Here is a 24,681-nt window from a genome sequence, read left to right on the forward strand (position 1 = left end):
GGAAGCCCTGTTTGGATGTCAGGCGTAGGCGTTGACCAGGCGGACCGCGCCGCCGTCCACGCCCTTGGCGCCCTGGACGTAGTCCGGGCCGGACTTGAGGATGGAGTCCGAATCCTCGGTCACCGTGCCCATGATCCAGGATGGCAGGCCCCGTCCGTTCAGGCGGGCGACGGCGGCGTCCGCTGCCTCCGGCGACACGATGGCAACCATGCCGACGCCCAGGTTGAGGGTGCGCTCCAGGTCCGCCAGCGGGACGTTGCCCAGTTCGGACACCAGCTTGAAGATGGCGGGCAGTTCCCAGGTGGCGCGGTCCACCGTAGCCACCAGGCCCTGCGGCAGGACGCGGGCGAGGTTGGCGGCCAGCCCGCCGCCGGTGACGTGGCTGAAGCCGTGCACGGCCGCCGCGCCCGTGACCGGGAAGGCGCGGGCAAGGTCCAGGCAGTCGGCGGCGTAGACCCGGGTGGGTTCCAGGAGTTCTTCACCCAGGGTGCGGCCCAGTTCGGAGACCTGGCGGTCCAGGGCCCAGCCTGCGTGGTTGATGACGCGGCGGACCAGGGAGTAGCCGTTGGAGTGCAGGCCGGAGGAGGCCATGCCGATCACGACGTCGCCCGCGCGGACGCGGTCCGGACCCAGCAGGGCATCGGCTTCCACCACGCCGGTGGCGGCGCCGGCGACGTCGTACTCGTGCTCGCCCAGCAGGCCGGGGTGCTCGGCGGTTTCGCCGCCCACCAGGGCGGTACCGGCCACGGAACACGCGGCCGCGATGCCGCGGACGATGCCGGCGATGCGCTCCGGCACCACCTTGCCGCAGGCAATGTAGTCAGTCATGTAAAGCGGCTCGGCGCCCACCACCACGATGTCGTCCACCACCATGCCCACCAGGTCGAAACCGATGGTGTCGTGGATGTCCATGGCCTGGGCGATGGCTACCTTGGTGCCCACGCCGTCGGTGGAGGTTGCCAGCAGCGGCTTCCTGTAGGTCAGCAGCCGGGACACGTCGTAGAGGCCGGCGAAACCGCCCACCCCGCCGATCACCGAGGAGTTGTGGGTCGCCTTGACGGCATCCTTCATGAGTTCGACGGCGAGGTCCCCGGCTTCGACGTCGACGCCAGCGGAGGCGTAGGTGATGCCTGCCTTCTCAGAGGCGGAGCCGGCGGCGGTGTTGGCGGAAGTCATCAGGACTCTTTCTTGTCGGCGCCTGCGGCGGCGTGTACATCTGGCACGAGGTCGGCGTCGGTCAGCAGGTTTTCAAACTCGGAGTCGGGCCCCGGATCGCAGCCGGTGGCACCGGCCTTCTCGGCGGGATCCTCTTCGGAGTCCACGGCAAGTGCTGCGGTTTCGCCGGGAAGGGCCGACGGCGACGGCGTCAGGCCGCCGAGGTCCGTGCGCTCGAGCAGGTTCTTGCCGAGCTTGTCCGCGTCCGGAAGCTTGATGGGGTACTGGCCCGTGAAGCACGCTGTGCAGAGGCGTTCCCGGGGTTGGCGGGTGGCGCCGATCATGCCGTCCTCGGAAATGTAGGCCAGCGAGTCGGCTCCGATGGCCTGGGAGATCTCCTCGATGGTGGCGCCGTTGGCGATGAGTTCCGCGCGGGAAGCGAAGTCGATGCCGTAGAAGCAGGGCCACTGTACGGGTGGGGACGAAATCTTGACGTGCACTTCCGCGGCACCGGCTTCGCGGAGCATCCGCACGATGGCCCGCTGGGTGTTGCCGCGGACGATCGAGTCGTCAACCACCACCACGCGCTTGCCGCGGATGACGGATTCGAGGGCGTTGAGCTTGAGCCGGATGCCGAGCTGGCGCAGGGTCTGCGAGGGCTGGATGAAGGTACGGCCCACATAGGAGTTCTTGACGAAGCCATGGGCGAACGGAATGCCGGATTCCTCGGCATAGCCCACGGCCGCGGGGGTGCCGGATTCCGGGACGGGGATGACGATGTCAGCCGCATGCGTGTTTTCGCGGGCCAGCTGGCGGCCCATCTCCACCCGGGACTCATACACGGAACGGCCGGCAATGGCGGCGTCCGGACGCGCAAGGTAGACGTACTCGAAAACGCAGCCGGCCGGCGTCGGCTCGGCAAATCGCTTGGAGCGCACGCCCTGTTCGTCGATGGCGATGAATTCGCCGGGCTCGATCTCGCGGATGTAGCTGGCGCCCACGGTGGCGAGGGCGGACTGCTCGGAAGCCACAACCCAGCCGCGCTCCAGCCGGCCAAGGACCAGGGGGCGGATGCCGAAGGTGTCCCGCGCTGCATAGAGCGTGCCTTCATCCATGAAGACGAAGCAGAAGCCGCCCTTGATCTTGGGGAGGAGGTCCGTGGCGGTTTCCTCCAGCGTCCTGCCGGGCTCGCCCTCCAGCAGGGCGGTCACCAGCGCGGTATCCGAGGTGTTGCCCTGCTTCATCTCGCCGGTGAGCTGGCCGCCGTTGCGCTCCTGGATCATGGCGTTCAGCTCGGCGGTGTTGGTCAGGTTGCCGTTGTGCGCCAGCGCCACAGTGCCGGTGCTGGTGGCGCCGAGGGTGGGCTGGGCGTTGGCCCAGTGGCTTGCGCCAGTGGTGGAGTAGCGGCAGTGCCCCACCGCAAGGTGCCCGGTCAGGGTGTTCAGCGTGGTCTCGTCAAAGACCTGGGAGACGAGGCCCATGTCCTTGTAGACGTTGATCCGCTTGCCGTCGCTGGTTGCAATGCCAGCCGACTCCTGGCCACGGTGCTGCAGTGCGTACAGTCCGTAATAGGTAAGTTTTGCTACTTCTTCACCTGGTGCCCAGACCCCGAAGACGCCACAAGCGTCCTGCGGGCCTTTTTCGCCAGGGAGAAGATCATGGGAAAGTTTTCCATCGCCGCGTGCCACTGGTCGATTATCTCACGATATGAGGTATGACTTTTCCGGCGCTCCCTTTATGACTGGGGATCGGTGTCCGGCTGGGAGTCGGGGACCGATTCCACCACAGCCCGCCGCTGGCGCTTGACGCTCCGGCGGTCTAGGACCAGGGCCACCACCGCGCCCAGGATGGCTCCGCCCCCTGCGAACATCACCATGAAGAATCCGAAGACCGCGCCGGAATCGAAGCTTGCGCTGCCCGGGAGCCCGTAGGCCACCACTGCCGCGGCCGCAATGCCCACCAGTGCGCCCAGGATGAGGAAGGGCACATACTTGGGCGCCCGCCGCACCGTAACCTGGCGCCGTTCCGCGGGAGGTTCTTTCGAAGACATGCCATCCAGCCTACTGCGGCGCCGGCTGATGCGCCCATCACTGATATATCTATTGACAGGGGCTGTGGCCACTGTCATATTTTCCTGTAGCGCTATGTGCGATTGGTTGCGTAATGCGCAATTGACCGTGCGGCTGGCGAACCGGGAGGACGGCTTCTGCAGGCACATTTGCGTCAGCTAGATTGGCACGTGGTGCCGACTCACCGGATCCGGCCGGATCCAGGAAAGGAACACGAGAACAATGGTCCATAAAGTTCAAGCTGTCATTGCCCGGGAGAAGGACGCGCCGGTAACGCTGGAGACCATCCTGGTGCCGGATCCGGGTGCGGGGGAGGCGCTGGTGGACATCCTGACCTGCGGTGTCTGCCACACGGACCTGCACTACAAGCAGGGCGGCATTGGCAACGACTTCCCGTACCTGCTGGGCCACGAGGCCACCGGCGTGGTCAGCGCGGTGGGCCCCGATGTGACGTCCGTAGCCCCGGGTGACCGGGTGATCCTGAACTGGCGCGCGGTCTGCGGCCAGTGCCGGGCGTGTGCCAAGGGCCAGCCGCAGTACTGTTTCAACACGCACAACGCCACCCAGAAGATGACGCTGGAGGATGGCACCGAACTTTCCCCCGCGCTGGGCATCGGTGCGTTCGCGGAGAAGACCCTTGTGGCTGCCGGGCAGTGCACCAAGGTGGACCCGGAGGCCGACGCCGCGGCGGTGGGCCTTCTGGGCTGCGGTGTGATGGCCGGCATTGGTGCCGCCATCAACACCGGCGAGGTCAAGCGCGGCGAGTCCGTGGCCGTGATTGGCTGCGGCGGCGTGGGTATCGCCGCGATCGCCGGCGCCAGGCTCGCGGGCGCGACGACGATCATCGCCGTGGACATCGACGACAACAAGATCGAAATGGCCAAGTCCCTGGGCGCGACCCATGGCGTGAACTCCCGGCAGGAAGACGCGGTGGAGGCCATCCGCGCCCTCACCGGAGGCAACGGCGCGGACGTGGTGATTGACGCCGTCGGCCGTCCCGAAACCTACAAGCAGGCGTTCTATGCCCGCGACCTCGCCGGCCGTGTGGTCCTGGTGGGCGTCCCGACGCCGGAGATGCAGCTGGAACTGCCGCTGCTGGACGTGTTCGGTCGGGGCGGTTCGCTGAAGTCCTCCTGGTACGGGGACTGCCTGCCCTCCCGGGACTTCCCGATGCTCGTCTCGCATTACAAGCAGGGCAACCTGGACCTGGACGCCTTCGTGTCAGAGCGGATCACCATCGACCAGGTGGAGGAAGCCTTCCAGAAGATGCACGAAGGCAAGGTCCTGCGTTCGGTGGTGGAGCTGTAATGGCGGTCCGGATCGAGAACCTGGTCACCTCGGGCACGTTTTCGCTCGACGGCGGTACCTGGGACGTGGACAACAATGTCTGGATCGTGGGCAACGACGAGGAGTGCGTGATCATCGACTCCCCGCACGACGCCGCGGCGATCATCAACCAGGTCAAGGGCCGCAAGGTCCTGGCCATCCTGCAGACCCATGCGCACAACGACCACATCGGCGCCGCCCGGGACGTGGCCGACGCCGTGAGCGCGCCGATTTACCTGAACCCCGAGGACCTGGTGCTCTGGGAGCAGGTCTACCCGGACTCCAAGCCGGACCGGGAACTGGCGGACGGTGACGTGTTCGAAGTCGGCGGGGCCAGCCTGCGCGCGATCCACACGCCGGGCCACTCGCCGGGGTCCACCTGCTTCTACCTGGAAAGCGAAGGAACGGTCTTCACCGGGGACACGCTCTTCAACGGCGGCCCGGGCGCCACCGGCCGGTCCTACAGCGACTACCCCACCATCGTCACCTCGATCCGGGAGAAGCTGCTGACGCTGCCGGCCGAAACCGTGGTCCGCACCGGGCACGGAGACAACACCACCATCGCGGCGGAACGGGAAAACCTGGCCAAGGTGGCCCAGTAGCCAGCACAGCAAGCAGTGTCAGCAAAGGCGCGCCCGGGACCGTGGCGCGCCTTTGCTGGCGTTCGGATTAAAAAGCACGGTGCACTTTGCCGGTAAGGAAGTTGGAACGATGAAGTTCGGTAAGCAGCCCGCCCCTGTCGCGGACATCAATGAGGACGATCTTGTTGTCGGTAAGCCCAAGACTGAGGCGGCCGGCGTCAAGGCCGTGATGGTCGCCCTGGAGCGTGCGGTTGCCCAGGCGGGCGTGGCCAGGACGACGCAGTCGCTTCTGCGGTTGAACCAGCGCGGCGGGTTCGACTGCCCGGGCTGTGCGTGGCCGGAGTCGGACAAGAAGCGCAAGGCCGCCGAGTTCTGCGAAAACGGGGCCAAGGCGGTGGCGGAGGAAAACACCCTCCGCACGGTTGGCGCGGAGTTCTGGGCGAAGCACTCGATCGCGGAGCTGTCGACGAAGACGGAGTATTGGCTGGGAAACCAGGGCCGGCTGAGTGAGCCTGTGGTGATCCGTGAGGGGGACACGCACTATTCGCCGATTTCCTGGGCGGATGCGTTCGAACTGATCGGTGAACACATCCGCGCTTCCACCCCTGACCGGTGCGTGTTCTATACCTCCGGCCGGACGGCGAACGAGACGGCGTTTATGTACCAGCTGTTCGCGCGGGCCCTGGGCACGAACAACCTGCCGGACTGTTCGAACATGTGCCACGAGTCCTCGGGCTCGGCGCTGAACCCGACCATCGGGATCGGCAAGGGCACGGTGTCCCTGGATGACATCCACGATTCCGAGCTGATCTTCGTGGTCGGACAGAACCCCGGCACCAACCACCCCCGCATGCTGTCGGCGCTGAAGGAATGCAAGGACAAGGGCGGCAAGGTGGTGGCGGTCAACCCGCTGCCCGAGGCCGGCCTGTTCAACTTCAAGGACCCGCAGACTGTCTCCGGCGTGGTGGGCGGCGGCACGCCCCTGGCCGACGAGTACCTGCAGATCAAGGTCGGCGGGGACCTGGCCCTGTTCCAGGCGCTCGGCCACCTGCTCCTGGCCGAAGAGGAGAAGAACCCGGGTACCGTCGTCGACCATTCCTTCATCGCCGCGCAGACGGACGGATTCGACGCCTACCGCGAGGCCCGCGCAGAGCTGGACTGGGAGGAGACCGAGCACGCCACCGGCCTGTCCCGGGAACAGATCGAGACCGTGGCCGGGATGCTCATCAAGTCCAAGGCGTCCATCTTCTGCTGGGCCCTGGGCGTGACGCAGCAGCCCCACTCCGTGGACACCATCAAGGAAATGGTCAACGTCCTGCTGCTGCAGGGCAACTTCGGCAAGCCCGGCGCCGGGGCCTGCCCGGTCCGCGGGCACTCCAACGTCCAGGGCGACCGGACGATGGGCATCTGGGAAAAGCCGAAGGAATGGCTCCTCACGGCTTTGGACACCGAGTTCGGCATCACGTCCCCGCGGCACCACGGCTACGACGCCGTGGAGTCCATGGAAGCCTTTGAACGCGACGAGGTGGACGTGTTCGTGTCCATGGGCGGGAACTTCTCGCTGGCCTGCTCCGACACCGAGGCCCTCGAAGCCGGCATGCAGCGGATCGGGCTGACCGTGCACATCTCCACCAAACCCAACCGGTCCCACATCGTGCACGGCCGCACCTCGCTGATCCTGCCCACCCTGGGCCGCACGGACAAGGACGACAAGCACCCCAAGGGCGCGCAGTTCCTGTCCGTGGAGGACTCCATGTCCGTGGTCCACTCCACCCAGGGCCGCCTGACCCCGGTCTCCGAGCACCTGCTCGCCGAGCCCGTGATCGTGGCCCGGATGGCCGAAGCCACGTTCGGCCCGGACCACCCCGTGAACTGGAAAGCGATGGCCGAGGACTACGACGTGGTCCGGGACCACATCGAGCGGGTCCTGCCCGGCTTCGAGGACTTCAACACCCGGGTCCGCACCAAGAACGGGTTCGTGCTGCCCAACCCGCCACGGGACACCCGGTCCTTCGCCACGGACATCGGCCGCGGCCGCTTCACCGTCAGCCCGCTGGAATACCTCACCCCGCCCAAGGGCCACCTGGTCCTGCAGACCATCCGCAGCCACGACCAGTACAACACCACCTACTACGGCCTGGACGACCGCTACCGCGGCATCTCCGACGGCCGCCGGGTCATCCTGATCCACCCCGAAGACCTCACCGAACTCGGCTTCAACGACCGCGACCTCGTGGACGTCATCAGCACCTTCGGGGGCGTCGACCGCCGCGCCGACAAGTTCCGGCTCGTGGCCTACCCCACGGCCAAGGGCTGCGCCGCCGCGTACTTCCCCGAAGCCAACGCCCTGGTCCACAAGGAAAACGTCGCCCGCGAATCCAACACCCCCGGCTTCAAAGCCATGTTCGTCCGCTTCCAACCTCACACCGGCGACGCCGCAGCGGCCGAAGAACCGGCCTTCCAGACCGCCGGCGCCTAGCGGGAACAGCAAAAAGTGCCCCGCCTCCAAACAGGAGGCGGGGCACTTTTCAGTTGGGCTTGTCAGCCGCGGAGGCGCTCCATGGCGGGGTCGAACAGCGGCTCGGCTGTCACGGTGGCAGCCACGCGCCGGCCGAAGTATTCGATCTCGACGGCATCGCCCACCCCGACGGCGGTCGGCAGCCAGGCGTAGGCGAGCGGCTTGCCAATGGAGAAGCCGTAGGCGGCGCTCGTGACGTAGCCGGAGGCTTCGCCGTTCACGTAGACGGGTTCCTTGCCCAGCACGACTGACGTGCCGTCGTCCACCGTGAGGCAGCGCAGGGTCTGGGCGGCCGGCTGCTCCTTGCGGGCGGCCAGGGCCTCAGCACCCACAAAGCCGGTCTTGTCCTTGGCGACGGAGAAGCCGAGGCCGGACTGGTAGGGATGGTGCTCGGAGGTCATGTCCGTGCCCCAGAGCCGGTAGCCCTTCTCCAGCCGCAGGCTGTTGAACGCGCCGCGGCCGGCGGCGATGATGCCGTGCTCCCGGCCGGCTTCGAAGAGCAGGTCCCAGAGCTTCAGGCCATACTCGGCAGTGGTGTACAGCTCCCAGCCGAGTTCGCCCACATAGGACAGGCGCATGGCCGTGACGGGGATGCCGCCCACGCTGATCTCCTTGGTGCGGAAGTAGCGCAGGCCGTCATTGCTGAGGTCGTCGGTGCTGATTTTGCCCATCACTTCACGCGCCAGCGGGCCCCACAGGCCGATGCAGCAGGTGCTGCCGGTGATGTCCGTAACGTGTACCCAGCGGGCGGGATCGGCGGCCGACTGCTGCCGTGCCTCCACCCGCAGGTAGTCGAAGTCCACGTTGCTGTTGACGCCCAGCTGGAAGTCCTGCTCCCCAAGCCGGGCCACCGTGACGTCGCTGCGGATACCGCCGTCGTCGGCCAGCAGCAGGCAGTAGGTGACGGCGCCGGGCTTCTTGGCGATGTTGCCCGTGCTGAGGCGCTGCAGGAGGTCCAGCGCGCCCGGCCCGGTAACGGACAGCCGCTTGAGCGGCGTCATGTCGTAAAGCGCGACGGCGGTCCGCGTCTTCCACGCCTCGGCGGCGGAAATTGGGGAGTAGAACATGCCGGCCCATTCATCGCGCTCCGGGACCTGCCACTCGGCGGGCAGGTGCTCCAGGAGTCCGCGGTTGGCCTCGAACCAGTGCGGACGTTCCCAGGCTGCCGACTCGAGGAAGAACGCGCCGAGCTCCTTCTGCCGCACGTTGAACGGGCTCACCCGGACATCCCGCGGCGATTCCCGCGGCTGGAGCGGGTGCAGGACGTCGTAGATCTCCACGAAGTTCTGCTGGGAGGTTTCGCTGACGTACGCGTCGGAGGTCTGCACCTTCTCGAAGCGGGTCAGTTCGCAGCCGTGCAGGTCGGTGCGGGACTGTCCCTCCACCAGCAGTTCGGCCATGGCCTTTGCCACGCCGGCGGAATGCGTGACCCACACGGCCTCGGCCACGAAGAACCCGTGCAGGTCCGGGGCCTCGCCCATCAGCGGGCCGCCGTCCGGGGTGAAGGAGAAGATGCCGTTGAACCCGTCGTGGATCTGGGCGGTGTGCAGGGCCGGCAGCAGGTCCTGGCAGTCCTCCCAGGCCGGGGCAAAGTCCTCCAGGGTGAAGTCCAGGCGGGAGGGCATGTTGTGGTCTGACATCTGGTCCGCGCTGACGCGTGGAAGGCGGGCCATGTCCACCGGCATGGGCTTGTGGGCGTAGCTGCCGACGCCGATCCGGTCGCCGTGCTCGCGGAAGTACAGGTCGCGGTCCTGGTAGCGCAGGATGGGCTTGCTTGCCCCGTTGGGCAATTCATTGGCGCCGCGCAGCGCCTCCACCGCAGTCGTCTTGACGTACTGGTGGGCCAGTGGCAGCAGCGGGACCTGAAGGCCCACCATTTTGCCGAGCTCGCGGCCCCAGAAGCCGGCGCAGGACACCACGATGTCTGCCGGGATCACGCCGTCGGGCGTCTGGACGCCGGTGACCTTGCCGCCGGCCTGCTCTATGCCGGTCACGGGCGTGGAGCCAAGGAAGGTGACGCCGGCCTCGCGGGCTTTGCCGATCAGGAGCTGGACGGCGCGGGCCGCGGAGGCGAGGCCGTCCGAGGGAACGAACAGGCCGCCCAGGATGCCGCGGCCGTCGGCGAGCCGTCCCTTGTTCAGCAGCGGCCAGAGCTTCTCGCACTCGTCCGCGTCGATCAGCCTGCCGTCCACGCCCCAGGAGGTGGCGTAGCCGAGCTTGCGCTTGAGGTCCTCCAACCGGGTTTCGGTGGTGGCCAGCTCCAGCCCGCCCACCTGGTTGAAGCAGGAGACGCCGTCCGCGGTCAGGGAGAGCAGCTTGTCCACGGTGTAGGTGGCGAACTCCGTCATGGTCTTGGACGGGTTGGTCTGGAAGACCAGGCCGGGCGCATGCGACGTGGACCCGCCGGCCAGTTCCAGCGGCCCCTGTTCGACGACGGTGATGTTGGTCCAGCCTCGGCTGGTGAGTTCGTCGGCAAGGTTGGTGCCGACGATGCCGGCTCCGATGATGACGACGCGCGGTGATGCGCTCATAGCCTGTGGTTCTCCTGGTCGGCGGCTGGCAGGGCGGCGGAACAAGCGATGCGGGGCCGTTCAGCTTCTTCGCCATGAGCAACACGGATCGCTATATGCAACAAGAGTGATGCAGCACACAGTCAATGTCAAGCATGCTGTGGGCAGCACCAAGCCCAGGCCTCCGGACTGCAACAGCCGGACGCATGGAAACGCCCCCGGACCCTGGTCCAGGGGCATTGGCGTTCAGCGGCGGGTGTATCCCATGTTGGTGCTGACCTTCAGGCCGGCCTCTTTGAGGGCCTCCAGCAGGCCCGGCGTCTTCTCGGGATCGAACCGGAAGGCTGGCCCGGAGATGCTGATTGCCCCCGCCACGACGCCTTGGTGGTTGTAGACGGGAACCGCCACAGCATTCAGGCCGATCTCAAATTCCTCCCGCACCACTGCATATCCCTGGGCGGCGGCCTGGTGGAGCTGTTTGTCCAGTTCCGTCCGGCTGGTGACGGTGCGGGAAGTGCGGGCGGGCAGGCCCGTTTCCTTCAGGATCCGGTCCCGCTCGTCCGCGCTTAGCGCGGCCAAAAGGATCTTTCCGCTGGACGTCGCGTGCAGGGGCGTCAGGCTGCCCACCCAGTCGTAGGTGGCCAGCGTGGAGGGACCCATCGCCTGGTCCACGTTCACTGCATAGTTGGAGCGCAGCACGGCCAGGTTAACTGTTTCCTTGTATTCCAGGGCCAAGCTTTCCAGGACCGGCCTCGCCTCGCGGACCAGGCTCAGCCGGCTGGGGATGGAGCTGGCCAGCCTCAGGATGCCGAACCCCAGCTGGTACTTGCCACGGTCGCTGTTCTGGTGCACCATTTCACGGCTCACCAGTGAGCCCATCAGCCGGGAGACCGTGGACTTGTGGATTCCCATTTCCTCGGCAATCTCGCTCACTCCGGCATGGCCCTCGCGGGCAAGGATCTCCAGGACGGTCAGCGCGCGTTCCACCGACTGGACCCCGCCGTGCTGGCCGCCCTCGGCCTCGGCGTCGGATTCAAGGTCCCTGTTTGAAGCCATGATCCACTCCCACGTAGTTTCTGCGGCCCACTGCCCGCCGCAAGGTTGCACGGAAAGCCGGCAGCCCCTTCATTAGTCACCGTTCCGATCCTATGCCGGGTTTTGTGACTGGGCTGACATTCCATGAACCAGGCTGAACGCCGCGGGCGCTGCGGAGCCTAGCTGCCGCGGTAGGTGGAGTATGCGAACGGGCTTAGCAGCAGCGGCACGTGGTAGTGCTCGCTGCCCGTCACTTCAAACACGAGGTCCACTTCCGGGAAGAAGGTGGCCGTCTGCAGTCCGGCGTAGTAGCTGCCGGTAGCGAAGTTGAGCTTGTAGTGCCCCGGCTGCAGCTGCTCAGGCCCCAGGTCCTTGGCCCTGCCGTCCGCATCGGTTATGGACTTGGCCAGCTCCAGCCAGGTGCCGCCGTCGTTCTTCAAAAGTACGACGGCGACCCCTGCCGCCGGGCGTCCGGCGCCGGTGTCCAGGATGTGCGTGGTGACGTGGGAGACGCTCATTCGGTGATCAGTCCTTCCAGCCGCAGGACGGCTATCTCGCGCAGCTGCTGGGCCACGATGGTGTCTTCCTGGGCGGGCGAGTTGGCGAGTCGCTCGTTGAGGGACTGCAGGATTTCCGGGGCAGTGCGGCCGGCGGCGCGGATCAGGAAGACACGCCCGAATTTTTCCTCGTAGTCCCGGTTGCCCTTCGCCAGGGCTTCGGCGGCAGCGGCATCCGCCGGATCAACGCCTGACTGCTCGGAACGGGACATGGAGGCTTCGGCGGTGGCCGCCGTCGGCCGTTCCCCGATCCTGGGGTGGTGGGCCATGGCTGCCTCCACTTCGGCGGAAGTGAAGGGGTTGGCAGCCTCCGCTGCGAAGGCCAGGAGGTCTTCCTTGGTGGAGAACGGTCGGGCGGCGGCGACGGCGTCAACCCACCTGCTCACATCGATGCAGGGCCGGAGAGTGTCCGCGGCCGCGGCAGGGTCCGCGGTGTTGAATTCGGCAAGCTTCATGCTGGCTGGTCCTCGGTACGAATGCTGGCATCCATGGTGACGGCTATGCGGAGACCGGACTTCCCGGACCTGCCGGCAGCGTGGACGACAAGCTTCCGCATCATGGAACTGTTATTTCAGCATACGTAATATTCAACGGCAGGTGCTGCCCGGTGTCAAGAGATTACAACACCGCCCGGGCTTCACCGGTATCATCACGGAAGGGCCGCTGGGGCCCGGGCTGACATGCTGGGGAAGAAAAGAATATGGACGGTGCGGCTATGCAAATGCTGACCGATCGGGATGCCGGGCGCGAGCTTGGGCTGAGGGAATACGGGCTCCTGCCCGCGGTGCCGGGGGAAATACCGGCGCTTGCGGATGAACGGGCCCAGGACACGCTGGACAGCCTGGTCCGGCTGGCCGCCTCGCTCTGCGGGGTGCCGTACAGCGTGGTCAACATCATCACATCGGATCAGCAGCTGCAGATTGCGGCCTCGGGCATCGACCCGGGGATCTGCTCGCGCGAGGACTCCATGTGCGCCACCGTCTTCCTCAACCCTGGCACCACCGTAGTGCAGGACGCCTCCAACGATCCCCGGTTTTCTGCCCACCCCTTCGTCACGGGCCAGATCGCCGACGTCCGCTTCTACGCGTCCGTGCCGCTGGTGACTGCCGGCGGGCTGGTGCTTGGCTCGCTCTGCGTCTTCTCGGACCAGGCGGAGCTTCCCACACCGGAACAGATCGGCCTGCTCGAAGTCCTGGCCCAGCAGGTGGTGGAGCTGCTGGAGCTGCAGCACCGCACGCTCCAGCTCGATGCCGTGTTGCAGGAGCTGCAGCGCAGCAACGCGATGCTGGCCGAGTTTGCAGGAAGGGTCAGCCACGACCTGAGGTCTCCGCTGACCACCATCCTGGGCTACGTGGAGTTCGCCGAGGATGATCCGCAGATCCCGCCGGGGCACCCCTCGGGGGAGTACTTGACGCTCATCAGGAACAGCGGGGAGCGCATGCTCGCCACGCTCGAGGACGTCCTGGATTACTCCCGGGCCGATGGAGCCCTGAACCCCGAGCGGGTTTCCCTGCTGGCTGTCACCGCAGAAGCCGCCCAGGACCTCGGCGTGGACCTGGGGCTGGGCAGCGGGATCCTGTGCGAGGACGCTGAACTATTCGCCGACCGGGGACAGCTGCGCACCCTGGTGCAGAACCTCCTGGCCAACTCGCTGAACTACCGGGACCCGCGGCGGCCGCTTGAGGTCACTGTCACCGCCGGAACCTGCCCCCGGGGTGTCACCATCCACGTGGCAGACAACGGCAAGGGCATCCAGGCGGCGGACCGGCAGCGGGCAGTGGAACCGCTGGTCCGGCTGAACCGTCCGGGGGACGGCCCCGGAACGGGACTGGGCCTTGCCACCTGCCGCCGCATCGCGCAGGCGCACGGCGGCGAACTGTCCATCAGCGGGACGCCCGGCGGCGGCACCACAGTCTCGGTGCTGTTCCCAGCAAAGCCCTAACCGGACTCCCAGGGTGGGGCGGGTTGGTCAGCCCTGCAACGACGTCCGGGACAGCACCCAGGTGTTCGTCCCGTCTTGCCGCTCGAAGGTGACGGTGGTGACCAGTGCTTCGATCAATGCCAGGCCCCGGCCGGATTCGGCGTCTTCACCGGGGTCGGAAGGTTCCATCGGCCCGAACGGCGGCTTGGCATGGTAGGCGCTGACGCGGGCCTCGAGCAGCGCGGGCTGGACGGTGATGTCCACGCCCAGCCCCACCGGTTCGTCCCCGGCCGGCTCGGCGTGCTGGACGATGTTGGAGACGGACTCGATGACCGCCGTCGTGAACGTCATCTGGTCCATGTCCTGGACGAAGGGGACGTCCAGCCACAAGCTGTCCAGGTCGTTGTGGACGGATTCGACGGCCTCCTCCGCAGCGGGTCCCCGGAAGCTGCGGGAGGCCAGGACGTCAGTCATTGCTGAACGCCTCGTCGGCCGACGGGTACGCGGTGAGGACCTTGTCCATGCTGGTCAGCTGCAGGACCATCTTCACCTGCGGCTGGACGGCAGCGATCCGGAGGTCGCCGCCTGCCTGGCGGGCCGCCTTGAGGCATCCGATCAGCGCACCGAGGCCTGAGGAATCCATGAAGGCGGTCTTTTCCAGGTTGACCACGATCCGGTTGGACCCGCCGGCGATCACGTCGGTGACGAACTCACGCAGCTTGGGGGCGGATACCATGTTGAGCCGCCCGTCCGCCTTGACCTCCGCGTACGAATTTCGCACTTCGTAACTGAATTCCATCAGGACTCCTTCTTTGTAACTGCGGGTTCTGCGGCCGGTTCATACCCCTTGTACAGCACGGCGCGGACCAGGATGCTCATGACCACCAGGTCGAAAATGACCCAGGCGACGTTCACCAGCGTGCCCAGCGGTTCCGCCAGGCCGGCGGCCAACCGGATGATCCCGACGACGGCGGCCACGGCCAGCAGCGCGGACACCACGATCTGGGGCTGGATCAGGCTCCAGCTGGGTCCGCCGCTCTGGCGGGCTTTGGGGGTGACGGCGAACCCGAGGGGACGGCCGAACCAGACGTTCCGCGCCGCCGTCGAGCAGGCCTTGATCCAGGTGGGGAACAGGGCCAGGCTGTACTGCTGCCCCCGCCAGGTGGGGATGCCGCGGCCGGCCACGGCGAACAGGATCTGGTTGACCACCATGAACGGGATGAACCGGATGAAGAAATCCCAGCTCAGGCTGGTGACCGGGAGGATGCCCAGCAGCAGGTAGATGATGGGGGCGGCGAAGTAGATGACGGCCGCGTAGCCGCTGAGGTAGGTCCACATGGTGGCGAAGTACATCAGCCGCTGGCCGAGCTTCAGGCCTTTCTGCACCAGCGGATTCTCGCGCAGCAGCACCTGGATGGTGCCCTGGGCCCAGCGCAGCCGCTGCGTGAGCATGGTCTTCAGGTCCTCCGGTGCCAGGCCGTACGCGAGAACCTCGTGATGGTAGACGCTCTCCCAGCCCATGGCGTGCATGCGCATGGCGGTGGCCATGTCCTCGGTGACGGAGATGATTGCCAGGGGCATGACGGGCTGGGCCTCGTCATTGCGTTCCACGGAGAGTGCGTCCAGGACCGCCTGCACGGACTCCAGGGCGCCCAGCGGGGACCAGTCGCGGCGGGACATGCGCTGGACGGCGTCGTCGGCCACCACGGGGACCCCGGCGTCGCCCACGTGGGCGAGTTCCATTGCGGCGATCTCTTCGAGGTCGGACTGCAGGGCTTCGACGTCGGCCATCACCAGGGTCTGCACGGCGGCGTCGACCCGGCGGCGGACCCGGTAGGTGATCTCGCTGAGCGACTGCCCGGCGTCGAGTTCCTTCTGCGCCTCCCGGGTGGCCGCCTCCACCTCGTCCAGCACCTCGGCCACCAGCGGTGACTCCATGTCAGCGGACTTCCGGGCCTTCTTGATGGCGGTCTGGGACGCTGCCAGCGCGCGGCGGATGCTCTTTTCTGTTTCCTTGACGTAGCCCACCAGTCCCAGCTGCATCAGGGCCTCGCGGCGCAGGATGGCGTTGGAGCCGCAGAAGAAGGCGGCGTTCCAGCCGTCCTTGCCCTGCTGGATAGGGCCGTAGAACAAGGGTGCCTGGCTGCCGAGCGGGTCATCGGCGGGGACGTTGCTGAAATACTGCGGTGTCTGGACCAGGGCGACGCGGCGGTTGTTGAAGTAGCCGAGGGTCTTTTCCAGGATGTCCGGTTCAGGGATCTGGTCCGCGTCCAGGATCAGGAGGAACTCGCCATAGGTCTGCATGAGGGCGTTGTTCAGGTTGCCGGCCTTCGCATGGCGGGGGAGGTCCGAGGTCCAGTCCTCGCTGCGCGTGACGTAGCCCAGCCCGTGCTGTTCCGCGAGGGCTTTCAGTTCGGGGCGGGCGCCGTCGTCCAGGATCCAGGTGCTGTGCGGGTGCCGGATCTTCTGGGCCGCCAGGGCGGTGGTCATCACCATGTCCAGGTCTTCGTTGTAGGTGGTGATGAAGACGTCAACGGTGGCATCGTGCGGCGGCGCCGGCGCGCCCTTGCGGATCTTCAGCTTCCATACCGTCATGCCGAAGAGCATGACGTCGATCAGGCTGTAGGTTTCGGCGACCACTAGCGGCAGGGCGATCCACCAGGCATCCCAGTTCAGCGATGCCAGCCAGCGCCAGGTGATGTAGTTGACGCCGGTGATGACGGTGAGCACCACTACCAGGCGGGTCAGGAAGCGGGTCATCCCGTAACTTCCTCGGGCAGCCGGCGGACCACGACCACCGTGACATCGTCCTCTGCCGTCTCTGCGGGGGCCAGGGCCATGATGGCGCTGCTGGCGGCATGGGCGGAGCCATGGGCCAGCGTGGCAGTGCGGACGGCTTCCCTGAAGTCCTCCACTGACTCGAAAACGTCCAGGACTCCGTCGCTGACCACCACCAGGGAATCTCCGGGTGCCAGCTCAAAAGACGACTGCGGCCAGTCCGTTCCCGTCCACGCACCCACGGGCGGGCCGCCGGAGGGGAGCCGCCCGGCAGTCCCGCCTGACTGGACGTGAAGCGCCAGCCCGTGGCCGGCGTCGACATAGCTGACCTTCCCTGACGCCGCCTCCAGCCGGGCGTGGAACAGGGTGACGAAAGAGTTGGAGGAGTCCAGGTCCGTGGCGATGGCCTTGCTGGCGGAGGCGAAGGCGGCATCCAGGTCCGGCCGGTGGCCGGTGGAGCGCATGACGGCGCGCACCGTTGCGGCGATCAGGGCCGCGCCCATGCCCTTGCCCATGGCGTCGGCGAAGGTGAGGTGGAGCCCGTCGGGGGTCTGGTACCAGTCGTAGAAGTCGCCGCCCACGCTGCGTGAGGGGCGGAACACGCCGGCCACGTCGTAGCCCTCCACCCGGATGTCCTCCTTGGGAAGGAGGCTCTGCTGCACTTCCGTGGCGCGCTGCAGTTCGCTGCGGGCCGCGGAATCAGCGGCGGCCGAGGGCCGGCGGCGGAACAGTGCGTTGATCCGGGACTGGAGTTCGCGCGGGCTGAACGGTTTGCTGATGTATTCGTCGGCCCCGTTGTCCAGCCCGGTCAGCTTGTCCAGTTCGTCCGCCCGGGCGGTGAGCATGACGATGAACGCGTCCGAAAACTCCCGCAGCAGCTTGCAGACTTCCAGGCCGTCCAGGTCCGGAAGATTCAGGTCCAGCGTGACGAGGTCAGGCTGCAGGCGGCGGACTTCCGCCACGCCCGGCAGCCCCGCACCCACCTGCGATACCTCGAACCCCTGCTTTTCCAGCACGCGGACCAGCAGACCCCGGATGTCGGGGTCGTCCTCGATGACAACGGCACGACGAATTTCGGAGGTTGAGACCATGACTCTACTTCTACCGTATTAACCGCGACGGGGCATGTCGTGGGACTTCACAGTGCTTTTCAGGCTTGTCCGGACCCGTTCCGTCAGGCCGTCTACGGCGCTGTTCTGAGCCCTTGCAGGATCTTGCGGCAATCTTGGGATCCGCTTGCCCGGACGTTGAGCATGGTTCGGGACACTCGAAGTGACAGATCTTCCGGGCAGGAGAACGGTCGACGACGGCCCCCGGAAGCTGGACGGCTTGCGGGAAGGCGGGAGCAGCCATGGGAAAAATGAAGATCACGTACCGGACGCCGGCGCCTGCCGGGCCGGCCGTTGCCGACGGGCCGGCAGCTGACGCCGATCACGTGCCGCCGGGCTTGGCCCGGGCGGGCATCGACAAAGCCAGGGCGCTGTTGCGCGTTTACGTCCACTCCCGGAAGGTCCGTGCCGCGGCGAAGGCGCTCGCGGCGGCACTCGGGGAGTCGCGGGAAGTTTCCAGCTGGCCCGGCGACAGGCTGCCGGTGGGGGCCGCGATGTCCGACCAGGTGGAGAGGTTGACGCGCCGGCTGAAGCTGGAGACCGAGGCGCACAACAGGCTGGAGGCACTTTTCAGGTCTGTGGATTTGGGGCGTTCCGCCGCAGCGGTTTAGGTGTCACACTTAGGAGCAATCGAGTGGCTGGGGGAGACAGTCAGGAGATTGCAGTGGGTTGGATGGCCGGGTGGGCGTACCTTATCGCCGGACTCATGACTGCGGATGCGCTGCTCTTGGCGCTCTGGGCAATGGAGCGGGACTGGTCCCGGAAATGGTGGAAAAAACCCTAGGCAGTCACTAGGCTGCCGACCGTGCGGCCGGCTGCAGCGTGGAGGGAACCGAGCCCACCCCGTCCAGCACCATTGATCCCGTAAAGCTGTAGGGGTGCACCAGCCGGATGGGGGTGCCGTTGATGTTGGCCAGATGGCCGCTCCACGCCAGCCGGTAGAGCTCCTTCAAATCACCCAGGTCCGCGTCCGTGAGCTTGCTGTTGGCCCCGTAATTCATGATGGTGAAAGGCTCGTGCGTTCCGAAGACCTCCGAGGGCCACGCAGTCTCCCGGATATTGGCGAAAAAGTGGCGCAGGCCGAAGATGTGGCCGAACTCGTGGAGCATCGTCTCCACCTGTTCTTCTCTTACCTGCTGGAACATGGTGGGGTAGATGGTCAGTTGGTGCCGCCCGCCGTCGGGAAAGAATGCGCTGGCCAGGACGCAGCCGGCGGGGGTGCAGTCCGGGGCGTTCCGCAGCACGATCTCGAAATCCCACAGATCGTCGTCCCGGGTGAACCTGACGGGTGCGGCGGTGCCCCAGCGGAGCAGGCATTCGCCCATCAGCTCGCTGACCACGCCCTTGCTTTGCCCGGGGTTGGGAGCGAGCGCGAAGGACCGCTCCTGGAAGCGCCATTTTAGGATGGTGCCCGGGTGCCACAGGGGAACGAAGCCCTCCGTCGCATCGACCACAATCTCGCTCGGCGGGCGCCCGCCGGGGGTCGCGTGCCCGCGTCCCTCGGTAGCGCAGACGAAGGTGTCCCCGAGACGGTGGACCAGTTCTTCAGCGGCCGATTCCATGGCTCTCCCTGCCTTTGCATCATGTCCGGGTTTTACGTACGCCCGCATGCTAGGGGAGGAGTCGTTACAGCAGCGTTATGCCTTCAAAAGGGGAAGCACGCACTCGTCGAAGATCCAGCCGCATCAGCACCCGCGGGAATCCGTTGAGAACCGACTGCGTGTCCGCTGCCTTGGTGAAACCGGCATCCTCGAAGAGTTTGCGGGTGCCGACGTAGGCCATGGTGAGGTCCACCTTCGAGCCGCCGTTGTCCACTGGGTAGCCCTCGACGGCGGGTGCCCCGTAGGAACGGGCGAAGTCCACCGCACCTGCCAGGAGGGCATGGGAGATGCCCTTGCCGCGGTGGCCCGGCCGCACGCGGATGCACCACACCGACCACACCTCCAGGCTGTCCACGTGCGGGATCTTCCGGTTCCCGGCGAAACTGGTGTCCGCACGCGGGTGGACCGCTGCCCACCCCACCGGCTCGCCGCCGTCGTACGCCAGCACCCCTGGCGGGGGATCCTGCCCCACAAGCTTCTTTACCAGCTCACCGCGCTCCGTTCCCTGCAGCGACTGGTTCAGTTTCGAGGGGATGCGGTAGCTCAGGCACCAGCAGACGTTGGCGTCAGGCCGCTTGGGCCCCACCAGCGCCCTGACGTCCTCGAAAGTGGTTGCGGGACGGACCTCGATCGCCATAGACGCCATCCTGTCACCGCACCGGACAACACGGCAACGGATCCGGCGGTGCCCCTATGCCGGGATCAGCCCCTGTTCCTGCAGGTCCTGCCACAGCCCGTCCGGCACCTGCGCGGCCATCCGCTCCGCGCTTTCACGGATCTGCTCAGGCCTGCTGGCTCCCACCGTGACGTTAACGACGGCGGGGTGCCGGTAGGGGAACTGGATGGCGGCGGTGGGAAGTTCCACACCGTGCTCCTTGCACACAGCGGCGAGCCGCCGGGCCTTGTCCAGGATCTCTTCGCTCGCCTGTGAGTAGTTGTAGTGCGCATCGGACGGCAGGTCGGGCTTGGCGAGGATGCCGGAGTTGTAGACGCCGACGCTGACCACCCCGGTCCCCAGTTCCAGGCAGCGGTCCAGGAGTCCGGCGCCCGGGCGGTCATCGGATCCCGGCTGCTCGAGCATGGTGAACCTGCCCGCCAACATGAGGAAGTCCAGGTCCGCCGCCTCCACGCACTCCAGTGCGGCGCTGGCAGTGTTGGTGCCCACGCCGATGGCCCGCACCAGGCCCTCGGCCCTAACCTTTTCCAGGGCAGGGAGCGCCGTCTTCACCGCATCTTCCATGCTGTAGACGTCCGGATCGTGCAGGTAGGCGATGTCGATGGAGTCCAGGCCCAGCCGGTCCAGCGACTGTTCAATGCTGCGCCGTACCCCCGCCTCCGAGGGATCCCATTCGCGGCGCAGGTCCGCGGGAACGTCGAAGCCTTCCGGATCCCGGTCATCCCTGGTTGCCGGTGAGGGAACCAGGACCCGGCCCACCTTGGTGGACACGATGAATCCATCCCGCGGTTTGTTCCGGAGAAACGCGCCGATCCGCCGCTCGGACAGGCCGAGCCCGTAGTGCGGTGCGGTGTCGAAATAGCGGATGCCGGCGTCCCACGCCGCCTCCACGGTGGCAGCCGCCTGGTCATCGGAAATCGCGCGGTAAAGGTTGCCGACGCCGGTCCCGCCGAAGCCGAGGCGCCCCATCCGGCTTCGCAGCGTTGCCTGGTCCTGGCTCTCTGTGTTGTCCATGCGCTCCCCGTACCCAGGAAGGCCGGAGCCTAAAAGGTAAATAAACGCCGAACGCCCCTGCAGCAAGTGCAGGAGCGTCGGCTGGAAAGGCGCAGGAAGTGCGAGAGGGTCCTAGATGCCCAGGGCTTCCTTCAGCGCTGCGACGTGGCCGTCGGCCTGGACCTGGTACTGCGCCAGGACCACGTTGCCGTCGGGGTCCACCACCACTGTGGAGCGGACGATGCCCTCAACGATTTCGCCGTTGACCAGCTTCTCGCCCCAGGCGCCGTAGGCCAGGGCAACCGCGTGGTCCTCGTCGGAGAGCAGCGGGAAGGTCAGGGAGAAGTCGCCGCTGAAGCCTGCGAGGGCCGCGGGGGCGTCGGGGGAGATGCCAATGACCTCGTAGCCCTTCCCCTGCAGGGAGGCCAGGCTGTCGCGGAAGTCGCAGGCCTCGGTGGTGCAGCCGGGGGTGGCCGCCTTCGGGTAGAAGTACACAATGACGTTCTTGCCACGGTAGTCGGCCAAGGCAGTTTCGCGGCCCTGGGCGTCCCTGAGGGTGAAGTCAGGGGCCTCGGTTCCGGGCTGCAGCTTGGTGGTCAGGGTGGGGCTCATGGTGTTCCTTTGGAAGGGTCGGTCAATAATGGCCAAACAACAAGTGAAGCGGCTTCCCGCTCAGTGGTACAACTCCGGCGTCATATGCAGTATTCCGCCGGGCCGCGAACAGTGGCGCATTGGCCCGGCATGAACTGGTATCCGCCACCACGGACGGTGGCAACAGCGTGGCGTGCATTTCCGAGTTTCCGGCGGATCCTGCCCACGTAGACATCGATGGACCGGGCAGAGGCGCCGGGCGTCTCGAACGAGTCCAGGAACTCCTGCAGTTCCTCCCGGCTGACGGTCCGGGACAGGTGCGTGACCAGGTACCGCAGCACCTTGAATTCGACGCCGGTGAGCGGCACCGGCTTGCCATCCAGCAGGACGGTATCGGCGGCCAGGTCCACGGCCATGCGGCTGACGGGACCGGCCGACGGCGGGAGGGAAGGGGCGCCGCCGTCGTCCCCCTGCGGGGAGTCCTCCGAGGGGGACGGCGACGGCACCGTTTTGGGAGCTCCGGCAGCAGGCCAATGGACTTCCGCCTCCGGAGCAGTCTGCAGGGCCCTGGCAAGGACCAGTTGGGCGGCGCGGGCCAGGAGTTCGGGGCTGGTTCCCTCCTCCGGAACCACCCAGACGGCCAGTCCGCGGGCGGCAGCTTTGGGCTGGACCACCCGCGGACGGTGGGCCGTCCGCGGGTGGTGGACTTCCACTGCCATGGCGCGTCCTTACACTCCGCCGCGGCGGATCAGCTTGCCCGTGGGGGTCTGGCCGTCCACCACGGCGCCGCGCAGGAAGGTCTTGCGGACCACGCCGGAAAGGGTCTTGCCGTCGTAGGGGGTGATGGGGTTCTTGTGCTTGAGCTTGGACACGTCCACCACGAAGGCCTCGTCCGGGGCGAAGACGGCGAAGTCGGCATCGTAGCCGAGCGCCAGCTGGCCCTTGTTGGTGAGCCGGGCCAGGCTGGCAGGCTTCTCCGCCATCCATGAAACCACCTGCTCCAGCGGGATGCCGCGGTGCCGGGCCTCGCTCCAGATCAGGGACAGGCCCAGCTGCAACGACGAAACGCCGCCCCAGGCCACGGCGAAGTCGCCGTTCTCCAGGTCCTTCAGGTCAAGGGTGGAGGGGGAGTGGTCCGAGACGATGCAGTCGATGGTGCCGTCCAGCAGGCCCTGCCAGAGCAGCTCCCGGTTGGAGGCCTCGCGGATGGGCGGGCAGCACTTGTACGCGGTGGCGCCGTCCGGGATTTCCTCCGCCATCAGCGTGAGGTAGTGCGGGCAGGTTTCCACGGTGAGCTTGACGCCGTCGCGCTTTGCCGAAGCGATCATGGGCAGGGCGTCCGACGACGAGAGGTGCAGGATGTGCGCCCGCGCACCGGTCCAGCGGGCCCGCTCGATGACTTCGGCGATGGCCTTGTTCTCAGCGCCGCGGGGGCGGGAAGCGAGGAAGGTCTCGTAGTGGTCGCCGCCGGGGTGCGGGGCCCGGTCGATTGCGTGCGAGTCCTCGGCGTGGACGATCATGAGCGAGTCGAAGGACTTAAGCTCAGCCATGTCCTCCTCCATCTCGTCCGCGTCCAGGTGCGGGAACTCGTCCACCCCGGAGTGCAGGAGGAAGCATTTGAAGCCGAATACGCCGTCATCGTGCAGGGGGCGCAGGTCAGCCTTGTTTCCGGGAATCGCGCCGCCCCAGAACCCGACGTCGATGAACGCCTGGTCCTCTGCCACCTCGCGCTTGAGCTTGAGGTTTGCCACCGTGGTGGTGGGCGGCACGGAGTTCAGCGGCATGTCGATGATGGTGGTCACGCCGCCGGCAGCCGCGGCACGGGTGGCGGAGGCGAACCCCTCCCACTCGGTGCGGCCGGGCTCGTTGACGTGGACGTGGGTGTCCACCAGCCCGGGGAGCAGCGTCTCGTCGTGGGCGAGTTCAACCACCTCGGCACCGGCCAGGCCGTTGCCGAGCGGCTCGATGGCCACGATCTTTCCGCCGCGGACGCCCACTTCGCGCGGGGCGATCCCGGCGGTGGTCAAGATGCGCTGGCCACGGATGACGAGGTCAAAACGTTCTTCAGACACGGAGGTCCTCCTTGGTACGTGCGGTGCCGGCAAACCCTCCGGCTGCCAGCTTTCCGCTGATCTGGGTGCCCAGCTGCTCCAGAAGCGGCGCTGCCTCTGCTATGCACCTGTTTACATCGCTTTCGAGTCCGGTCAAAGCGTAAACTTCCCCGAATCCGGCGGCCGCCGCCTGGCCCTCCTGGAGCGTGGTCCGGCCGCAGACGGCAACGACGGGAATGCCGTGGGCGGCGGCAGCACGTGCCACACCCATGGGCGTCTTGCCCAGCAGGCTTTGCTCGTCCAGGCTGCCTTCGCCGGTGATCACCAGGTCCGCACCGGCCAGGCGGTCGGCGAGGCCGGTGAATTCCAGGACCACGTCGATGCCCGGCCGGCGTGTTGCGGCCAGGGCGGCGATGGCGGCGTAGCCCACTCCGCCGGCCGCCCCCGCGCCGGGCGCTTCGGCGGCCTTGACCGCACGGAATCCGATTTCCCTGGCCAGGACTTCGACAAACCTGGCCAGGGCGGCGTCGAGCACGTCGACGTCTTGCTGCGCGGCACCCTTCTGCGGGCCGAAAATAGCCGCGGCGCCGGACGCGCCCAGCAGGGGATTGTCGACGTCGGATGCCAGCACAAAGCGTGTGTCCACCAGCCGGGGCTCAAAGTCGGTGAAGTCGATGCTGTGCAGGTTTGCCAGCGCAGCACCGCCTGGCGGCAGCTCGTTGTTCCTGCTGTCCAGGAACCTGGCCCCGAGCCCCTGCAGGAGCCCCGCACCGCCGTCGGTATTGGCGCTGCCGCCCACCCCCAACACCATGCGGCGGCAGCCCGCATCCAGGGCGGCGCGGATCAGCTGGCCGGTGCCTAGGCTGGTGGCCGCAAGGGCGGAGGCGGAGTCCGGCCGGCCGCCGCGTGCCACCTGGGGGACCAGGGCCAGCCCGGAGGCGGTTGCCATCTCAATGACGGCCTCGTGGTTCCGGACCGCGAAGTCCGCTTCCACCGGCTGGCCGAGGGGGCCGGCGACGGTGGCGGTGCGGCGGGTGAAACCGGAGCCAACGGCGGCATCGAGGGTTCCCTCGCCGCCGTCGGCCACCGGAATCCGGACCACCTCAAGGTTGCCGCCCGCCCCGCGCTGCAGGCCCTTCTCCAGGTGCGCGCAGACTTCCGGGGCGGAGAGGGATCCCTTGAACTTGTCCGGGGCAATGACGATGCGCAT

The 24,681-nt window shown here is 67.1% G+C and carries 23 protein-coding genes; 5 read left to right on the top strand and 18 right to left on the bottom strand.

Annotated elements, in window-relative coordinates; translation table 11 throughout:
* Positions 1-18: 18 nt before the first annotated feature.
* From purM to AC5RUO_RS00795, 3 genes are read right to left on the bottom strand one after another with little or no spacing between them, the layout of a single operon-like run.
* Positions 19-1,176 (bottom strand): phosphoribosylformylglycinamidine cyclo-ligase, encoded by a 1,158-nt coding sequence (purM, locus tag AC5RUO_RS00785; protein WP_494009685.1) that lies wholly within the window; start codon positions 1,174-1,176, stop codon positions 19-21.
* Positions 1,176-2,843, bottom strand: a complete 1,668-nt coding sequence (gene purF / locus AC5RUO_RS00790; protein WP_494009684.1) for an amidophosphoribosyltransferase — start codon at positions 2,841-2,843, stop codon at positions 1,176-1,178. Before purF ends, purM begins: the two co-directional genes overlap by 1 nt.
* Before the next feature lie 47 nt (positions 2,844-2,890).
* Positions 2,891-3,205 (bottom strand): hypothetical protein, encoded by a 315-nt coding sequence (locus tag AC5RUO_RS00795; protein WP_494102517.1) that lies wholly within the window; start codon positions 3,203-3,205, stop codon positions 2,891-2,893.
* A gap of 241 nt (positions 3,206-3,446) precedes the next feature.
* Here AC5RUO_RS00795 and AC5RUO_RS00800 point away from each other — a divergent pair, with 241 nt between their 5' ends.
* From AC5RUO_RS00800 to AC5RUO_RS00810, 3 genes are all read left to right on the top strand, one after another.
* Positions 3,447-4,532, top strand: coding sequence for an S-(hydroxymethyl)mycothiol dehydrogenase (locus AC5RUO_RS00800; RefSeq protein WP_494102518.1), 1,086 nt, complete (start codon positions 3,447-3,449; stop codon positions 4,530-4,532).
* The gene (locus tag AC5RUO_RS00805) at positions 4,532-5,152 is read left to right on the top strand and encodes an MBL fold metallo-hydrolase (RefSeq protein ID WP_494102519.1); all 621 of its coding nucleotides are present in this window, start codon (positions 4,532-4,534) and stop codon (positions 5,150-5,152) included. The genes AC5RUO_RS00800 and AC5RUO_RS00805 overlap by 1 nt, the downstream gene beginning before the upstream one ends.
* Before the next feature lie 109 nt (positions 5,153-5,261).
* A complete protein-coding gene (locus AC5RUO_RS00810) occupies positions 5,262-7,610 on the top strand; it encodes an FdhF/YdeP family oxidoreductase (RefSeq protein WP_494102520.1) in 2,349 nt (782 codons plus the stop codon).
* Between the two features lie 62 nt (positions 7,611-7,672).
* Here AC5RUO_RS00810 and AC5RUO_RS00815 read toward each other — a convergent pair whose 3' ends face one another.
* The 4 genes from AC5RUO_RS00815 to uraD all read right to left on the bottom strand — a co-directional run bounded on the left by AC5RUO_RS00815 (position 7,673) and on the right by uraD (position 12,206).
* Positions 7,673-10,180: a GcvT family protein gene (locus AC5RUO_RS00815; RefSeq protein WP_494009679.1), complete on the bottom strand. Its 2,508-nt coding sequence runs from the start codon at positions 10,178-10,180 to the stop codon at positions 7,673-7,675.
* A gap of 225 nt (positions 10,181-10,405) precedes the next feature.
* The gene (locus AC5RUO_RS00820; protein WP_494102521.1) at positions 10,406-11,215 is read right to left on the bottom strand and encodes an IclR family transcriptional regulator; all 810 of its coding nucleotides are present in this window, start codon (positions 11,213-11,215) and stop codon (positions 10,406-10,408) included.
* A gap of 158 nt (positions 11,216-11,373) precedes the next feature.
* Positions 11,374-11,712: a hydroxyisourate hydrolase gene (gene uraH / locus AC5RUO_RS00825; RefSeq protein WP_494009677.1), complete on the bottom strand. Its 339-nt coding sequence runs from the start codon at positions 11,710-11,712 to the stop codon at positions 11,374-11,376.
* Complete coding sequence (uraD, locus tag AC5RUO_RS00830; RefSeq protein WP_494009676.1) at positions 11,709-12,206, bottom strand: 2-oxo-4-hydroxy-4-carboxy-5-ureidoimidazoline decarboxylase; 498 nt, start codon at positions 12,204-12,206, stop codon at positions 11,709-11,711. Before uraD ends, uraH begins: the two co-directional genes overlap by 4 nt.
* A gap of 245 nt (positions 12,207-12,451) precedes the next feature.
* On the opposite strand from uraD, the gene AC5RUO_RS00835 reads away from it, so the two are divergent.
* Positions 12,452-13,693 (top strand): GAF domain-containing sensor histidine kinase, encoded by a 1,242-nt coding sequence (locus AC5RUO_RS00835; RefSeq protein ID WP_494009675.1) that lies wholly within the window; start codon positions 12,452-12,454, stop codon positions 13,691-13,693.
* A gap of 27 nt (positions 13,694-13,720) precedes the next feature.
* Here AC5RUO_RS00835 and AC5RUO_RS00840 read toward each other — a convergent pair whose 3' ends face one another.
* From AC5RUO_RS00840 to AC5RUO_RS00855, 4 genes are read right to left on the bottom strand one after another with little or no spacing between them, the layout of a single operon-like run.
* Positions 13,721-14,146 (bottom strand): ATP-binding protein, encoded by a 426-nt coding sequence (locus tag AC5RUO_RS00840; protein WP_494009674.1) that lies wholly within the window; start codon positions 14,144-14,146, stop codon positions 13,721-13,723.
* The gene (locus tag AC5RUO_RS00845; protein ID WP_494009673.1) at positions 14,139-14,471 is read right to left on the bottom strand and encodes an STAS domain-containing protein; all 333 of its coding nucleotides are present in this window, start codon (positions 14,469-14,471) and stop codon (positions 14,139-14,141) included. Before AC5RUO_RS00845 ends, AC5RUO_RS00840 begins: the two co-directional genes overlap by 8 nt.
* A complete protein-coding gene (locus tag AC5RUO_RS00850) occupies positions 14,471-16,432 on the bottom strand; it encodes a glycosyltransferase family 2 protein (protein WP_494102522.1) in 1,962 nt (653 codons plus the stop codon). The genes AC5RUO_RS00845 and AC5RUO_RS00850 overlap by 1 nt, the downstream gene beginning before the upstream one ends.
* Positions 16,429-17,541 (bottom strand): PP2C family protein-serine/threonine phosphatase, encoded by a 1,113-nt coding sequence (locus AC5RUO_RS00855; protein WP_494009671.1) that lies wholly within the window; start codon positions 17,539-17,541, stop codon positions 16,429-16,431. Before AC5RUO_RS00855 ends, AC5RUO_RS00850 begins: the two co-directional genes overlap by 4 nt.
* 260 nt (positions 17,542-17,801) lie before the next feature.
* Here AC5RUO_RS00855 and AC5RUO_RS00860 point away from each other — a divergent pair, with 260 nt between their 5' ends.
* On the top strand, positions 17,802-18,170 hold the full coding sequence (locus tag AC5RUO_RS00860) for a hypothetical protein (RefSeq protein WP_494009670.1): 369 nt from the start codon (positions 17,802-17,804) through the stop codon (positions 18,168-18,170).
* Between the two features lie 180 nt (positions 18,171-18,350).
* On the opposite strand, the gene AC5RUO_RS00865 is transcribed toward AC5RUO_RS00860, so the two are convergent.
* The 7 genes from AC5RUO_RS00865 to AC5RUO_RS00895 form a co-directional block, all read right to left on the bottom strand.
* Entirely contained in the window at positions 18,351-19,121 is a 771-nt protein-coding gene (locus tag AC5RUO_RS00865; RefSeq protein ID WP_494009669.1) for a zinc metalloprotease, read from the bottom strand.
* Positions 19,122-19,185: 64 nt separating this feature from the next.
* Positions 19,186-19,797 carry a GNAT family N-acetyltransferase gene (locus tag AC5RUO_RS00870; protein WP_494009668.1) on the bottom strand — a complete coding sequence of 204 codons (612 nt, stop codon included), beginning with the start codon at positions 19,795-19,797 and terminating at the stop codon, positions 19,186-19,188.
* Positions 19,798-19,851: 54 nt separating this feature from the next.
* Positions 19,852-20,850, bottom strand: coding sequence for an aldo/keto reductase (locus tag AC5RUO_RS00875; protein ID WP_494009667.1), 999 nt, complete (start codon positions 20,848-20,850; stop codon positions 19,852-19,854).
* Positions 20,851-20,961: 111 nt separating this feature from the next.
* Complete coding sequence (gene bcp, locus AC5RUO_RS00880; protein ID WP_494102523.1) at positions 20,962-21,441, bottom strand: thioredoxin-dependent thiol peroxidase; 480 nt, start codon at positions 21,439-21,441, stop codon at positions 20,962-20,964.
* An 80-nt stretch (positions 21,442-21,521) separates the two neighbouring features.
* The gene (locus tag AC5RUO_RS00885; RefSeq protein WP_494009665.1) at positions 21,522-22,139 is read right to left on the bottom strand and encodes a winged helix-turn-helix domain-containing protein; all 618 of its coding nucleotides are present in this window, start codon (positions 22,137-22,139) and stop codon (positions 21,522-21,524) included.
* Positions 22,140-22,148: 9 nt separating this feature from the next.
* The gene (allB, locus tag AC5RUO_RS00890) at positions 22,149-23,492 is read right to left on the bottom strand and encodes an allantoinase AllB (protein ID WP_494102524.1); all 1,344 of its coding nucleotides are present in this window, start codon (positions 23,490-23,492) and stop codon (positions 22,149-22,151) included.
* Complete coding sequence (locus tag AC5RUO_RS00895; RefSeq protein ID WP_494102525.1) at positions 23,485-24,681, bottom strand: glycerate kinase; 1,197 nt, start codon at positions 24,679-24,681, stop codon at positions 23,485-23,487. The genes allB and AC5RUO_RS00895 overlap by 8 nt, the downstream gene beginning before the upstream one ends.

Source organism: Arthrobacter sp. Y3221087, assembly GCF_059089905.1.

What these genes read in the sequence shown, in the direction of transcription:
- purM (WP_494009685.1), bottom strand. Translation starts at nt 1,176, where the DNA reads ATGACTTCCGCCAACACCGCCGCCGGCTCCGCCTCTGAGAAGGCAGGC.
- AC5RUO_RS00795 (WP_494102517.1), bottom strand. Translation starts at nt 3,205, where the DNA reads ATGTCTTCGAAAGAACCTCCCGCGGAACGGCGCCAGGTTACGGTGCGG.
- AC5RUO_RS00800 (WP_494102518.1), top strand. Translation starts at nt 3,447, where the DNA reads ATGGTCCATAAAGTTCAAGCTGTCATTGCCCGGGAGAAGGACGCGCCG.
- AC5RUO_RS00805 (WP_494102519.1), top strand. Translation starts at nt 4,532, where the DNA reads ATGGCGGTCCGGATCGAGAACCTGGTCACCTCGGGCACGTTTTCGCTC.
- AC5RUO_RS00810 (WP_494102520.1), top strand. Translation starts at nt 5,262, where the DNA reads ATGAAGTTCGGTAAGCAGCCCGCCCCTGTCGCGGACATCAATGAGGAC.
- AC5RUO_RS00815 (WP_494009679.1), bottom strand. Translation starts at nt 10,180, where the DNA reads ATGAGCGCATCACCGCGCGTCGTCATCATCGGAGCCGGCATCGTCGGC.
- AC5RUO_RS00820 (WP_494102521.1), bottom strand. Translation starts at nt 11,215, where the DNA reads ATGGCTTCAAACAGGGACCTTGAATCCGACGCCGAGGCCGAGGGCGGC.
- uraH (WP_494009677.1), bottom strand. Translation starts at nt 11,712, where the DNA reads ATGAGCGTCTCCCACGTCACCACGCACATCCTGGACACCGGCGCCGGA.
- uraD (WP_494009676.1), bottom strand. Translation starts at nt 12,206, where the DNA reads ATGAAGCTTGCCGAATTCAACACCGCGGACCCTGCCGCGGCCGCGGAC.
- AC5RUO_RS00835 (WP_494009675.1), top strand. Translation starts at nt 12,452, where the DNA reads ATGGACGGTGCGGCTATGCAAATGCTGACCGATCGGGATGCCGGGCGC.
- AC5RUO_RS00840 (WP_494009674.1), bottom strand. Translation starts at nt 14,146, where the DNA reads ATGACTGACGTCCTGGCCTCCCGCAGCTTCCGGGGACCCGCTGCGGAG.
- AC5RUO_RS00845 (WP_494009673.1), bottom strand. Translation starts at nt 14,471, where the DNA reads ATGGAATTCAGTTACGAAGTGCGAAATTCGTACGCGGAGGTCAAGGCG.
- AC5RUO_RS00850 (WP_494102522.1), bottom strand. Translation starts at nt 16,432, where the DNA reads ATGACCCGCTTCCTGACCCGCCTGGTAGTGGTGCTCACCGTCATCACC.
- AC5RUO_RS00855 (WP_494009671.1), bottom strand. Translation starts at nt 17,541, where the DNA reads ATGGTCTCAACCTCCGAAATTCGTCGTGCCGTTGTCATCGAGGACGAC.
- AC5RUO_RS00860 (WP_494009670.1), top strand. Translation starts at nt 17,802, where the DNA reads ATGGGAAAAATGAAGATCACGTACCGGACGCCGGCGCCTGCCGGGCCG.
- AC5RUO_RS00865 (WP_494009669.1), bottom strand. Translation starts at nt 19,121, where the DNA reads ATGGAATCGGCCGCTGAAGAACTGGTCCACCGTCTCGGGGACACCTTC.
- AC5RUO_RS00870 (WP_494009668.1), bottom strand. Translation starts at nt 19,797, where the DNA reads ATGGCGATCGAGGTCCGTCCCGCAACCACTTTCGAGGACGTCAGGGCG.
- AC5RUO_RS00875 (WP_494009667.1), bottom strand. Translation starts at nt 20,850, where the DNA reads ATGGACAACACAGAGAGCCAGGACCAGGCAACGCTGCGAAGCCGGATG.
- bcp (WP_494102523.1), bottom strand. Translation starts at nt 21,441, where the DNA reads ATGAGCCCCACCCTGACCACCAAGCTGCAGCCCGGAACCGAGGCCCCT.
- AC5RUO_RS00885 (WP_494009665.1), bottom strand. Translation starts at nt 22,139, where the DNA reads ATGGCAGTGGAAGTCCACCACCCGCGGACGGCCCACCGTCCGCGGGTG.
- AC5RUO_RS00895 (WP_494102525.1), bottom strand. Translation starts at nt 24,681, where the DNA reads ATGCGCATCGTCATTGCCCCGGACAAGTTCAAGGGATCCCTCTCCGCC.